Source organism: Cryptosporangium minutisporangium (genome assembly GCF_039536245.1).
In the GTDB taxonomy this organism is placed as follows: Bacteria; Actinomycetota; Actinomycetes; order Mycobacteriales; family Cryptosporangiaceae; genus Cryptosporangium; species Cryptosporangium minutisporangium.
Window position 1 is genome coordinate 1 of record NZ_BAAAYN010000033.1, and the last position, 11,886, is coordinate 11,886.

Below are 11,886 nucleotides of genomic sequence, written 5' to 3' on the forward strand. Positions count from 1 at the left end.
AGCCCGGCGTAACGAATGTTCTGTCCGTCGTTGGTGACGGCCTGCTCGTCGGCGTGCGGGGCGGCGGTGGTGAAAGCAGCGGGGGCAGTAGCGATGCCTGCGCTGACCGCGACGGCGGCAGCAACGGTGGCAAGCGCGGCGACCTTGGAGGTCGGGGCGGAGGCGGACCGGAAGGGAAGCAGGTTACGCATGCCCTCTATGTCGGGAGGGCGGAGTGCGCCGGGCGGTGCGGAAAAGTTTCCGCTCGGGAGTCTCGTCCTGCCCGCGGATTTGCCGCCCCGAGCCGCAACCGGCCGGGCGGCGACCGGCTAGGCGTCCGCGTCGGGGAGGTGGGGGCGCACCGGAAGGTTGATCGCGAACGCGTCGGTCTGACCGGTGCGGGGCGTGGCGAGCTGACCGCCGTGCCGGGAGACGATCGCCCTGGCGATCAGGAACGACAGCGCGTTGCCCGCGCCGCGGTCGCCGGTGGTGAACAGGTGGTCACCGGCGGCCAGCGCGGACGGCGACCCGACCCGGACGGTCCACTGCGCGGCCCCGAACGTCACCCGGACGTCGATGCGGGTACCGGCGTGGGCGGTGGCCACGATGCTCAGCAGTGCCTCCACCGCCTGCCGCAGCCGGGCCGGGTCGACCCGCAGCATCGGGCCCGTCACGTTCCCGACCAGGTCCACGGTGACGCCCGCCTGCACCGCGGACTCCGCGAACGAGTCCACGGCCTCGCCGATGACGTCGGGCAGGTGCACCGCTCGCAAGGTGAGCGGCAACGTCCCGCCCTCCAGCCCGGCCAGCGTGATCAGGTCGTCGACGATGCGCAGCGTCCGGTTGGTGTTGCGCGCGATCGCCTCCAGCGCGATCTGGCGCTGGTCGGCCGGGGCGTCCGGCTCCTCCGAGAGCATCTGGCTGAACGTCGCGATCGAGGTGAGCGGTGTGCGCAGCTCGTGCGAGGCGGCCGCGACGAACTCGGTCTTGAGTGTCGCGACCTCGGCGAGCGCCCGGTTCCGCTCCTCCAATCCGCGACGGATCGTGACCTGGTCGGTGACGTCCCGGACCACCCACAGGTGTCCGGCGACGGCACCCTCGGCGTGGATCGGCGCATAGTCCCGGACGATGACCCGCCCGTCGGTGAGCGTGAACTCGGAGCCGGTGGCCGGCTTGCCCTGCGCCACCAGCCGCAGCGTCTCGGCTCGTAGCGCCACAGGGTCGGCGAAGATCTCGGCCGGTGGGAGCCGCTCGGTGGTGTGCTCGCCGATCAGCTCGTGCGCGGATAGCCGTGACCCCAGTACGCGCGCCAGGGCGTCGTTCGCCAGTACCGCCCGCCGCTCGGAGTCCTCCACCAGGATGCCCACTCGCAGTGCCTCGATCAGCGTGTCGATCCGTGCGCTGTGCAGCTGCTCGCGACGCTCGGCGTCCACCGCGCGCGTGACGTCGATCGCGTAGAGGGCGATGCCCTCGACGGCGGGTTCGTCGACGAGGTTCTGCACGGTCAGCGCGTAGACCCGCCACTCGTCGCCGTGCGGGCCCGGTGGGCGCAGCCGGACCTCGACGGTCTCCGCGTCGCTCGCCCCGAGCACGTGGTCGCCGGTGCGCGGTGCGTTCAGCGCCGCCGCGAACAGCTTGCGGACCAGGGAGATGTCCTCGGGATGGATGATCGACTCGGCGACGCCCGTGGTGGGCCGCCCAGGGCCGTGCAGTCGGACCGCGGCCGGTGACGACCAGCGCCAGCGGCCGTCGGGCTCGTAGACCATCGTGACGACCGGCGACCGCCCGACCAGTGCCCGGTGGAACCACTCGGACTGGCGACGTTCGTCGGCCTTGGCCGGCAGCGAACCGATGACGACGACGTACCCGTGGCCCTCCGACGGGGTGACCAGGACGTCGGCCGGGAACTCGCTGCCGTCGGCGCGACGGGCCGGCAGCGCGCGATGGCCCTGCCCCTCCTCGTCGGCGCAGGCGTCGTAGAGCGGCCGGAGCGGGTCGTCGATGCCGTCCCGGAGCCGCGCCGGGACGATCAGCTCGCCGAGTTGCCTCCCGAGCACGTCGGGGCGTCGATAGCCGAGCAGTTGCTCCGCGCTGTGGGTGAATGTCAGCACCCGGCCGTCCGGATCGACCATGACGACGGCGAGAGGCACGGGGAACGCCGGCACTGTCGGCGCAGCCGGTTCCATTCACCCTCCTCCCAGCACGGACCGGCGCGCGCGATCCGCGTCCGGTCCTTCCCTGTCGACTGTTACGTGTGTCAATGTGCGCAGATAGTCTCTACTATGAGAAAGATACGCAAAACTAGTGAAATGTGAGTTTCGTGTCGCGTGCGGCGGACTACGGCCCGCCTGCAGAGGAGGGGCGTGGCCGAGGTCACGAACGGGGGCGTTGCGGCCGGTGGCGCTGTGACGGTGGGAGCGGCCGCGCGTGCGGCCGCCAGTTCCCCACGCCCCGATGCCCCCCGGCGCGGCTCGGAACGCCCTGAGCTGTTCCGCGCGGTGGTCGAGGCCGCCCGTGCCGCGGTGGCCGTCGTTTACCCCGACGGGTCCTGGACGGCGCTGGGGGACACGTTCACCCGCGGCCTCGGGCACCCCGCCGACCTGCCCGCGCGGGCCCGCGTGCTCTCGCTGGTGCACCCCGGCGACCGGCGCGCGGTCCTGGCGGCCTTCCGGGCCGCGCTGGAGGGCCGGGAACCGACCCAGTCGATCCCGGTCCGGGTGCGAACCGCGCAGGGCACCTGGATCGAGCTGGCCACGACCGTGCGCAGCCGCGTCCACGATCCGGACGTCGGCGGCGTCGTCTACTACGGCGTCGAGGTCGGCCGGGCTCGGGACGCCGAGTGGGCGCTCCACGAGACGCACGACGGGCTGGCGCGGCTGATCGAGACGCTGACCGTCGGCATTTTGCTGGTCGACGGCGACGGGCGAGTCGCGGTCGCGAACAAGGCGTTGCTCGACCTGTTCGGTGTCCCCGGCCCGCCGCGGCGCTACCACGGCACCGACGCCCGCGCACTGCTCCGCCGGATGGCGGGCGCGATGCGCGCACCGGATCGGGTCGCCGACCGCCTCGACCGCCTGCTGGTGGAGCCGTGGACGGCGCTCGACACCGACCTGGTCCTGGTCGGTGGACGGGTGGTCGAGATCGACGTGGTCCCGGTCGGCGGCCCGGCGGGCAACGGCGCGCTGCTGCACGCCTGGGACGTCACGGTCCGGGCCAACACGCAGCGCAGCCTCGAAGAGCGCAACGAGGCGCTCTCCGCCCTGGTGGCGGCGAAGAACGAATTCGTCGCGAGCGTGTCGCACGAGCTGCGTAGCCCGCTGACGTCAGTGGTCACGTTCAGCAACCTGCTGGCCCAGCCCGACTGGGGCGAACTGGACGACGAGCAGCGTCAGTTCATCGAGGTGATCCAGCGCAACGCGGATCGGCTCCTGCGGCTGATCGAGGACCTGCTACTGCTCTCCCGGCTGGAAGCGCGGACTCTGCAGTTCGTCCCCAGCCGTGTCATCCTCCCCGACCTGGTGCGCGCCGCCGTGGCAGAGCGCGCGCCGATCGCCCAAGCCGCCGACATCACGCTGAAGGCCGAGGTGTCCGGCGACTCGGTGATGTCCTGCGACGAGCTCCGAGTCAACCAGGTGCTCGGGAACCTGATCGGGAACGCGCTGAAGTTCACGCCGCCCGGTGGACTGGTGACCGTGCGCTGCCATCCCGCGGCCGACGGCTGGCGGCTGTCGGTGACCGACAGCGGCATCGGCATCCCGGCTGAGGACCTGGACCGGATCTTCGAGGCTTTCCATCGCGCCTCGAACGTGGAGAAGCACAGCCACCCCGGAACGGGGCTCGGCCTGGTGATCAGTAAAGCGATCGTCGAGCGCCACGGCGGACTGATGGAGATCACGAGCGAGCTCGGCCGGGGGACGACGGTGACCGTCTGGTTGCCGCAACGCCGAGTCGGTGACCGGGAGGGGGACCGGTGAGCAAACTACTGGTTGTCGAGGACAATCCGGATATCGCACTCGGGCTCAAGCTTTTGTTCGAGCGGGCCGGACACAACGTGGAGCACGCCCAGGACGGCCGGGAAGGGTTGCGCCTGGTTCACAAGGTCCGTCCCGACCTGGTGGTACTGGATATCGGGCTGCCGATCATGGACGGCTGGCAGGTGCTGGAGCGAGTGCGGGACATCTCGGATGTACCCGTGCTGCTGCTCACCGCGCACGGGCAGGAGCGCGACAAGGTGCGCGGCCTGCACGGCGGCGCGGACGACTACCTGACCAAACCGTTCACGAACGGAGAGCTGCTGGCCCGGGTGACCGCGCTGTTGCGCCGCTCGTCGGCGCCGGACTGGTCGGAGGAGATCTACGACGACGGCCGGTTGCAGCTCGACCCGGTCCGCCGTTCGGTGACCGTGGACGGCGAGTCGGTGCACCTGACGCCGATCGAGTTCCGGCTTCTCAACACGCTTGCCCGGCACAAGGGCGCGGTGCTCTCGCCGTCCCAGCTGCTGTCCCAGGTGTGGGACGACCCGACCGGGATCGGAGCGGAGCGGGTGAAGTTCGCGGTGCTGCGGCTGAGGCGCCGGCTCGGCTGGTCCGACCCGTCCGACTCCCCGATCGAGTCCGTCCGAGGAGTCGGTTACCGCTACCGCCCACCTGCTTGACAGGCTCATTGGTACGAGCTGTAGCCTCATTGGCATGAGTCAGCCGGTGCGCAGACTCGGGCTCACGGTCGACGAGTGGCTCGCCGCGAGCGAGGCGGCTGGTGCGGGCGCCCGGGTCGAGATTGTCAACGGGGAGTTCGTGATGCGCCGTGTGGGCGGCAACCCGCATGAGGCAGTGGCCGGGTGTCATCGCTACGCCGCCCGCGCAATGGGGCTTGGTGGTCGACGAGGGAGGAGAGGTGGTCGTCGGTCGGTACCCAGATGTGCTCGTAGATGGCACTTCGCTGGCGAACGACCCGGTGTTCGTCGGGGTGCCGCATGCCATCGTGGAGGTTTGGTCGCCGACCAGCACGCTTGCCGAGATGAATCGAAAACGCCGCGAATACCGTGAGGGCGGTGCCCCGGTGTTCATCGAGGCGTTTTAACCGACACTCTGGACGTTCACCTCGAATGGCTCGTTCTCGAGGACGGGCGCTGGGTCAGCGTTGCGGCCGCCAGCGGAACGTCCGAGCTGCGGGTCGGTGGGGAGCGGCCGTTCTCCGTTGTGCCGAACGCGTTGTTGCGTCCGCTCTAGGGCGGAGCGTCGCGCGGCCGCATAGAGTGGCGCGGCATGACGCGTGAGTTCCGCAAGACGGCGGAAGCCGTCGTCGACGACCTGCTGGCGGGCGACCCGGTCGGCGCCTTCTACGCCGGCGACCACCGCCACGACCACGAGCTACCCGACTACTCGGCGGATGCCGTCGCCGACCGGGTCCGCCGCCTGCGCGAGGACGCCGACGCGCTCGCCGAGATCGAGGTCGACGACCTGGGCCCGGAAGACGCCGTCGACGCGCAACTGCTCGCGTCGGCGGTCGACCAGCGACTGTTCGCGCTGACCGAGCTACGCGAACACGAGTGGAACCCGCTACTGCACAACCCGGGCGCTCTCCTGGACGGGTTGATCACCCGGGAGTTCGCACCGCCGGCCGAGCGTCTCAAAGCGCTCGCCGACCGGCTTCGGCAGGTCCCGGACGCCCTGCGCGCCGCGGAGGCGACGCTGCGCGATTGCCCGCGCATCCACGTCGAGACCGCGATCGGCCAGCTCGACGGCGTCGCGAGCCTGGTCACCGACGAGGTGCCGCGGCTCGCGGCCCAGGTCTCCGGAGCCGACGTCACCGCACCCGCAGCGGCCGCGCTGGCCGCACTCGACCGGCACCGCGCCTGGCTCACCGATCAGCTGGACAGCTCCCAGGGCGAGGCCCGGCTCGGGCGGCGTCGCTGGGAGGCCAAGCTCTGGCACGAGCTCGATTCCGAACTCACCGCGACCGCGCTGCTCGCCGCCGCCGAGAAGCGGCTCGCCGAGGTCGGAGAGCAGATCCGGGCGGTGGCCGAGGAACTGACCGGCTCCGACGACGTCCGGGCCGCGCTGAATTCGCTCGCAGCAGACCGCCCGACCGACGCGACCGTCATCGCCCGGGCCGACGACGGCCTGCGCGCGGCGATCGAGTTCGTTCGCGCGCACGACCTGGTGACGCTGCCGGACGACGAGTGCCGCATCATCGAGATGCCGGAGTTCGCGCGTGGCGTCGCGATCGCCTACTGCGACCCGCCGGGCCCGCTGGAGACCGCCGACATCCCGACGTTCTACGCGATCGCCCCGACGCCCGCCGACTGGTCGGACGACCGACGGGAGTCGTTCTACCGCGAGTACAACAACCATCTGCTGCAGAACCTGGCCGTGCACGAGGCGGTACCCGGTCACTTCCTGCAGCTCGCGCACGCACGTCGCTTCCGGGGAAGCACCCGTGCCCGCGCGCTGTGCATGTCCGGCTCGTTCGTCGAGGGCTGGGCGGTCTACGCCGAGCACCTGATGATCGACGCCGGTTTCGGAGGGCTACCGGTGCAGATGCAGCAGCTCAAGATGGAGCTGCGGATGGTGATCAACGCGCTGCTCGACCAGCTCGTACACGCCGAGGACCTGTCCGAGGCGGAGGCCATGGCGCTGATGGTGGAGAAGGGCTTCCAGGAGGAGGGTGAAGCGGCCGGCAAGTGGCGCCGGGCGCTGCTGACGTCCGCACAGCTCTCGACGTACTTCGTCGGGTACACCGAGGTGTCCGCGATCGCTGCGGCCCGCCCTTCGGACGTGCCGCTGAAGGAGTGGCACGACCGCATGCTCGCCCACGGTTCCCCGTCCCCAAGGCATTTGCGTAGTTTGTTGAATATTTGACAACGGACCTGGAGCCCGCTGAGAGCGTCGGGGACAGTTGAGCGCGTGGCCGCCGCGACCTTGGTGTTGTCTCAAGGCCTCGCGCTCGGCTGTCATCCGTCGCTCTCAGCGAGCCGTGCAGTCGGCGGGCCGTGCGGAGTCGCGCTGGGTGCGGGACTAGGCTCTTTGGCGAGAGCGGCGGGCCGAACCCGCGCCCGACCGCCATACGGTCCCGTACTCGCGCCGGGCCGCCCCGGACGCCCCGACTATGAGGAGCGATGCACGTGGCCACGATCGAGGCCGTCGCCGCCCGTGAAATTCTCGATTCACGCGGCAACCCGACCGTTGAGGTCGAGGTCATCCTCGACGACGACACGGTCGCCCGCGCCGCCGTGCCGAGCGGCGCTTCCACCGGCGCCTACGAGGCCGTCGAACTCCGCGACGGCGGAGAGCGCTACCTGGGCAAGGGGGTCGAGAAGGCGGTCCAGGCCGTGGACGACGAGATCGGCCCCGAGCTGGTCGGCTTCGACGCCGCCGAGCAGCGCCTGATCGACCAGGCGATGATCGACCTGGACGGCACCGACAACAAGGGCCGCCTGGGCGCGAACGCGATCCTCGGCGTCTCGCTGGCCGTCGCCAAGGCCGCCGCCGACTCCGCGAAGCTGCCGCTGTTCCGCTACCTCGGTGGCCCGAACGCGCACACGCTTCCGGTGCCGATGCTCAACATCCTCAACGGTGGCGCGCACGCCGACTCGAACGTCGACATCCAGGAGTTCATGATCGCGCCGATCGGCGCCGGCTCCTTCAAGGAGGCGCTGCGCTGGGGTGCGGAGACCTACCACGCGCTGAAGAGCGTGCTGAAGGCACAGGGGCTGGCCACCGGCCTCGGCGACGAGGGTGGCTTCGCGCCGAGCCTGTCGAGCAACCGCGCCGCGCTGGACCTGATCGCCACCGCGATCGACAAGGCCGGCTACACGCTCGGCACCGACATCGTGCTCGCGCTCGACGTCGCGGCCACCGAGTTCTACGGCGACGGCGTCTACTCGTTCGAGGGCCAGAAGAAGACCTCGGACGAGATGGCCGCGTACTACACCGAGCTGGTCGACGCCTACCCGATCGTCTCGATCGAGGACGGCCTGTCCGAGGACGACTGGGACGGCTGGAAGGCGCTCACCGCCGGTCTCGGACAGCGCGTCCAGCTGGTCGGTGACGACCTGTACGTCACCAACCCGGAGCGGCTGGCCCGTGGTATCGCGGAGAAGGCCGGTAACGCGCTGCTGGTGAAGGTCAACCAGATCGGCACGCTCACTGAGACGTTCGACGCGGTCTCGCTCGCCCACCGGGCCGGCTTCAAGTGCATGCTGAGCCACCGCTCCGGTGAGACCGAGGACACCACGATCGCCGACCTCGCGGTGGCGACCGACGCCGGTCAGATCAAGACCGGTGCGCCGGCCCGTTCCGAGCGGATCGCCAAGTACAACCAGCTGCTCCGCATCGAGGAGGAGCTGGACGACGCGGCGAGTTACGCGGGCGCGCTGGCGTTCCCCCGGTACACGCCGGCGTCCTGAGTACCTGATGGCTAGTCCGCGCCGCACTCCCAGCGGCCAGCGTCCGTCGCGGGCCGGCGGTAACCGCCGCCCGTCGACGTCGTCGGCCGCGCGGAGTGCGGCGCGGTCGGCTACCCCCCGCGCCACTCCACGAACGACCAGCCCGCACGGCGGACGGGTCACCGGGCGAGTGCCGGGCAAGCAGCGTGACTACCCGGTCTCGTCGGTTCCGGCCCAGCGGCGGGGCGCCGGACGCAGCCCGGGCGCCGGAAGCCGGGAGGGACGCCGGCCTGGTGTCCGCCGGACCGCGGCGTCCGCGCCCGCGGCGATCGACGGCCGCCGGTTCGTCCGCCGTGGCGAAGGTCGGTTCACGGGGCGGGCGGCGGTGCTGGCGATCCTGTTCGCGGTGCTCGTGCTCACGCTCGCCTACCCGATCCAGCAGTACCTGGCGCAGCGGTCCCAGATCGCCGAGGCGGAGCGCGCCCAGGCGCGGCAGGCCGAGCGGATCGCCACGCTCCGCGCCGACCTGGCCAAGTGGGACGACCCGGCGTACGTGCGGAGCCAGGCCAGTTCCCGTCTGCAGCTGGTGCAGCCGGGGGAGAAGCAATTCATCTTGCAAGACCCGTCCCGCGGAGGCACCAGCCGGACGCCGACCGAGCCGTCCACCTCGCCGGTCAGCGATCCGCGGTCCTGGTACGGACGGCTCTGGGACAGTGTCGAGGCGGCAGACGAGAAGTGAGCCTTTCCCCCGCTGATCACGAGACGGTCGCGGCGCAACTCGGACGTGTGCCCCGCGGTGCCGTCGGCGTCGCCCACCGGTGCCCGTGCGGCGCGCCGGACGTCGTCGAGACCGCACCGCGGCTGCCCGACGGCACGCCGTTTCCGACCACGTTCTACCTGACCTGTCCGCGGCTGGCCGGTCGGCTGAGCACCGCGGAGGCCGACGGCCTCATGCGCGACATGACCACCCGGCTCGAGACGGATCCGGAACTCGCGCAGCAGTACCGGGCCGCGCACGAGGACTACCTGGAGCGTCGGCGCGAGCTCGGGACGGTGCCCGAGATCGAGGGCGTGAGCGCCGGCGGGATGCCGACCCGGGTCAAGTGCCTGCACGCGCTGGCCGGGCACGCGCTCGCGGCTGGGAAGGGCGTCAACCCGTTCGGTGACGAGGCGCTCGAGGCGGTCGGGCACTGGTGGGAACGGAATCCCTGTTCGGGGAAGGACACCGAGTGACGAGGGTCGCGGCGATCGACTGCGGGACGAACTCGATCCGCCTGCTGATCGCGGACCTGCCTTCGACGGGGGACGCTCCGCTGGTGGACGTCGTCCGGGAGATGCGGATCGTCCGGCTCGGACAGGGTGTGGACCGGACCGGTCGGCTTGCGCCCGAGGCGATCGAACGCACGCGGGTCGCGCTCGCCGAGTACACGTCGCAGATCCGGGAGCTCGGTGCCGAGCGCGTCCGGATGGTGGCCACCAGCGCCAGCCGGGACGCGTCGAACGCGGACGACTTCCGCGCGATGGTGCTCTCGACGTTGGGCACGGCGCCGGAGGTCATCACCGGTGACGAGGAGGCCCGGCTGTCGTTCTCCGGCGCGGTCCGTGGCCTGCAGGGCGCCGAGCCGCCGTACCTCGTCGTGGACATCGGCGGGGGATCGACGGAGTTCGTGCTGGGCACGTCCGGGGTGGACGCGGCTCGATCAGTCGACATCGGTTGCGTCCGGTTGACCGAGCGACACCTGCGTAGCGACCCGCCGACCGTGGAAGAGATCGCCGCGACCGAGAAGGACATCGTCGCGGCGGTCGGGGTGGCGAGGGAGACGGTGCCGGTGGAGCGGGCCCGGACGCTTGTCGGGCTCGCCGGGTCGGTGACCACGGTGACCGCGCTCGCGCTCGGGCTGGACGCCTACGACCCGGCGGCGATCCACCACGCCCGGGTCAGCCGGGACCAGGTCGCCGAGGTGACCGAACGGCTGCTCACCCAGACGCGCGAGGAGCGTGCCGCCTATCCGGTGATGCACCCCGGGCGGGTGGACGTCATCGGAGCGGGCGCGCTGGTGCTGCGGGTGATCATGGACGAGGTGGGCGCCGAGTTCGTCGTCGCCAGCGAGCACGACATCCTCGACGGCATCGCCTGGTCCCAGACGTCCTGACGGCCCTCTTCCGGGAAGGCGCCCTGGCGTCCGTGCGGGCGGGTGCTTTTTCGGGAACGCCGCCGCTCAGCCGGTGCGGCGTACGTCGGCGCGGAACTGTTCCTTGGGCTCGCCCTCGTCGCGGGTCCACCACCACGAGTACGTGAGCGACCCCGGCTGGGGCGTGGTGATCACGATTCGTGCGGTGAGGCCACCGTCGTACGCCGTGAACACGCCCGGCCGGCTCTCGGTGAACTGGACCACCCCGGGCAGCTCCGTGCAGCAGACGTGCAGTGCCTGCCGACCGTCCTCGCTCGTGGTCAGGATCGAGTGCTCGACGTGGTGCAGACCGCGCCGGTCCGAAGTGGCCTCGTAGTCGATGACCACCCCGCGTGCCGAGACCACCGGTGCCACCACCAAGCGGGCCAGGAAGGGCCCGGACTCGGCGCCGTCGCCGCGTCCCCGGTACAGGCCGGGTGCGGCGAGCAGGCTCGCCAACAGAGTGCTCATGCGCGCACGTTATCCGGTCGCATCGAATCGGTGGTCACGGGAGTCCGACTCTCGGCGTCCCTTCCGCATCGATTCAGGAAACTTGATCGTGAATGTGACCTAGCGCCGGATCAGTTCCCAGAGGTCCACTCGCGTGATTGGGTGATCGCCAATCGAAGGGAGTCTGCCGTGGGCGAGAACGTGACCTTTGCGGTCGAAGGTGCACCGTCGGTTGAGGGCGGTACGGCGGACGGCTATTTGGCGCGGCCGGTGGACGGCAGCGGGCCGGGCATTCTGGTGTTTCCGGCCTGGTGGGGTCTGAGCGGTCAGATCAAGTCGGTCGCCGACCGGCTCGCCAGCGAGGGTTTCGTCGCGCTCGCGCCCGACCTGTACCGGGGTGTGGTGGCCAGCGGGCCGGACGAAGCCCAGAAACTCGTCGCGGAGCTCCCGGCCGATCGTGTGTCCGGCGACCTGGTGGGCGCCGCCCGTTACCTGGCGACCGAGGCGGACGGAAAGGTGGGCGCGGTCGGGTTCGGACTCGGCGGGTCGCTCGCGCTCTGGGCAGCGAGCCTGACCGAGGACGTCGTGGCCGCCGGGGCGTTCTACCCACTCGTACCGTGGCAGCCGACCCAGCCGAACTGGGGTGCGTTCGGTGGCACTGCGGCGGTGGTGCACGCCGCCGACGAGGACGCCGCCACGACCGGCCCGGAGCTGGACGTCGCCCGGAAGGCGGTCGAGGAGGCCGGCGGCGAGCTGACGATCTACGAGTACCCGGGCACCAAGCGCGGCTTCTACAACGACGATCGCCCCGACAGCTACAACCCCCGCGCCGCAGCCACGGCTTGGGCCCGCACCTTGGAGTTGTTCCGCTCGCGTCTCTGACCGAGCGACGGCAACGCA

At 71.0% G+C, this 11,886-nt stretch carries 12 protein-coding genes; 9 read left to right on the forward strand and 3 right to left on the reverse strand.

The features are described 5' to 3' along the window. Nucleotides 1-191: hypothetical protein (locus tag ABEB28_RS24875; protein ID WP_345730614.1), on the reverse strand; the 191-nt coding region annotated here is incomplete at its 3' end. Nucleotides 192-308: 117 nt separating this feature from the next. Continuing rightward, complete coding sequence (locus tag ABEB28_RS24880; RefSeq protein ID WP_345730615.1) at nt 309-2,165, reverse strand: PAS domain S-box protein; 1,857 nt, start codon at nt 2,163-2,165, stop codon at nt 309-311. Between the two features lie 177 nt (nt 2,166-2,342). Here ABEB28_RS24880 and ABEB28_RS24885 point away from each other — a divergent pair, with 177 nt between their 5' ends. The 8 genes from ABEB28_RS24885 to ABEB28_RS24920 all read left to right on the forward strand — a co-directional run bounded on the left by ABEB28_RS24885 (nt 2,343) and on the right by ABEB28_RS24920 (nt 10,518). Beyond that, nucleotides 2,343-3,953, forward strand: coding sequence for a PAS domain-containing sensor histidine kinase (locus ABEB28_RS24885; RefSeq protein WP_345730616.1), 1,611 nt, complete (start codon nt 2,343-2,345; stop codon nt 3,951-3,953). Then, nucleotides 3,950-4,633, forward strand: a complete 684-nt coding sequence (locus tag ABEB28_RS24890) for a response regulator transcription factor (RefSeq protein ID WP_035848720.1) — start codon at nt 3,950-3,952, stop codon at nt 4,631-4,633. The genes ABEB28_RS24885 and ABEB28_RS24890 overlap by 4 nt, the downstream gene beginning before the upstream one ends. Before the next feature lie 167 nt (nt 4,634-4,800). Further along, nucleotides 4,801-5,058, forward strand: a complete 258-nt coding sequence (locus ABEB28_RS24895; RefSeq protein WP_345730617.1) for a hypothetical protein — start codon at nt 4,801-4,803, stop codon at nt 5,056-5,058. A 185-nt stretch (nt 5,059-5,243) separates the two neighbouring features. Further along, the gene (locus ABEB28_RS24900) at nt 5,244-6,839 is read left to right on the forward strand and encodes a DUF885 domain-containing protein (protein WP_345730618.1); all 1,596 of its coding nucleotides are present in this window, start codon (nt 5,244-5,246) and stop codon (nt 6,837-6,839) included. A gap of 263 nt (nt 6,840-7,102) precedes the next feature. Next, nucleotides 7,103-8,386 carry a phosphopyruvate hydratase gene (gene eno / locus ABEB28_RS24905; protein WP_345730619.1) on the forward strand — a complete coding sequence of 428 codons (1,284 nt, stop codon included), beginning with the start codon at nt 7,103-7,105 and terminating at the stop codon, nt 8,384-8,386. Between the two features lie 7 nt (nt 8,387-8,393). Then, nucleotides 8,394-9,104, forward strand: a complete 711-nt coding sequence (locus ABEB28_RS24910; protein ID WP_345730620.1) for an FtsB family cell division protein — start codon at nt 8,394-8,396, stop codon at nt 9,102-9,104. Between the two features lie 47 nt (nt 9,105-9,151). Beyond that, nucleotides 9,152-9,598 carry a DUF501 domain-containing protein gene (locus tag ABEB28_RS24915; protein ID WP_425558992.1) on the forward strand — a complete coding sequence of 149 codons (447 nt, stop codon included), beginning with the start codon at nt 9,152-9,154 and terminating at the stop codon, nt 9,596-9,598. Then, nucleotides 9,595-10,518, forward strand: a complete 924-nt coding sequence (locus ABEB28_RS24920; protein ID WP_345730621.1) for a Ppx/GppA phosphatase family protein — start codon at nt 9,595-9,597, stop codon at nt 10,516-10,518. Before ABEB28_RS24915 ends, ABEB28_RS24920 begins: the two co-directional genes overlap by 4 nt. 66 nt (nt 10,519-10,584) lie before the next feature. Here ABEB28_RS24920 and ABEB28_RS24925 read toward each other — a convergent pair whose 3' ends face one another. Beyond that, nucleotides 10,585-11,007 (reverse strand): hypothetical protein, encoded by a 423-nt coding sequence (locus ABEB28_RS24925; protein ID WP_345730622.1) that lies wholly within the window; start codon nt 11,005-11,007, stop codon nt 10,585-10,587. Between the two features lie 168 nt (nt 11,008-11,175). Here ABEB28_RS24925 and ABEB28_RS24930 point away from each other — a divergent pair, with 168 nt between their 5' ends. Further along, nucleotides 11,176-11,868: a dienelactone hydrolase family protein gene (locus ABEB28_RS24930; RefSeq protein WP_345730623.1), complete on the forward strand. Its 693-nt coding sequence runs from the start codon at nt 11,176-11,178 to the stop codon at nt 11,866-11,868. Nucleotides 11,869-11,886: the final 18 nt, after the last annotated feature.

Bases quoted from the DNA above. Each gene is read 5' to 3' on its own strand.
- ABEB28_RS24880 (WP_345730615.1), bottom strand. From the start codon at position 2,165: ATGGAACCGGCTGCGCCGACAGTGCCGGCGTTCCCCGTGCCTCTCGCC.
- ABEB28_RS24895 (WP_345730617.1), top strand. From the start codon at position 4,801: ATGAGGCAGTGGCCGGGTGTCATCGCTACGCCGCCCGCGCAATGGGGC.
- ABEB28_RS24900 (WP_345730618.1), top strand. From the start codon at position 5,244: ATGACGCGTGAGTTCCGCAAGACGGCGGAAGCCGTCGTCGACGACCTG.
- ABEB28_RS24925 (WP_345730622.1), bottom strand. From the start codon at position 11,007: ATGAGCACTCTGTTGGCGAGCCTGCTCGCCGCACCCGGCCTGTACCGG.
- ABEB28_RS24910 (WP_345730620.1), top strand. From the start codon at position 8,394: ATGGCTAGTCCGCGCCGCACTCCCAGCGGCCAGCGTCCGTCGCGGGCC.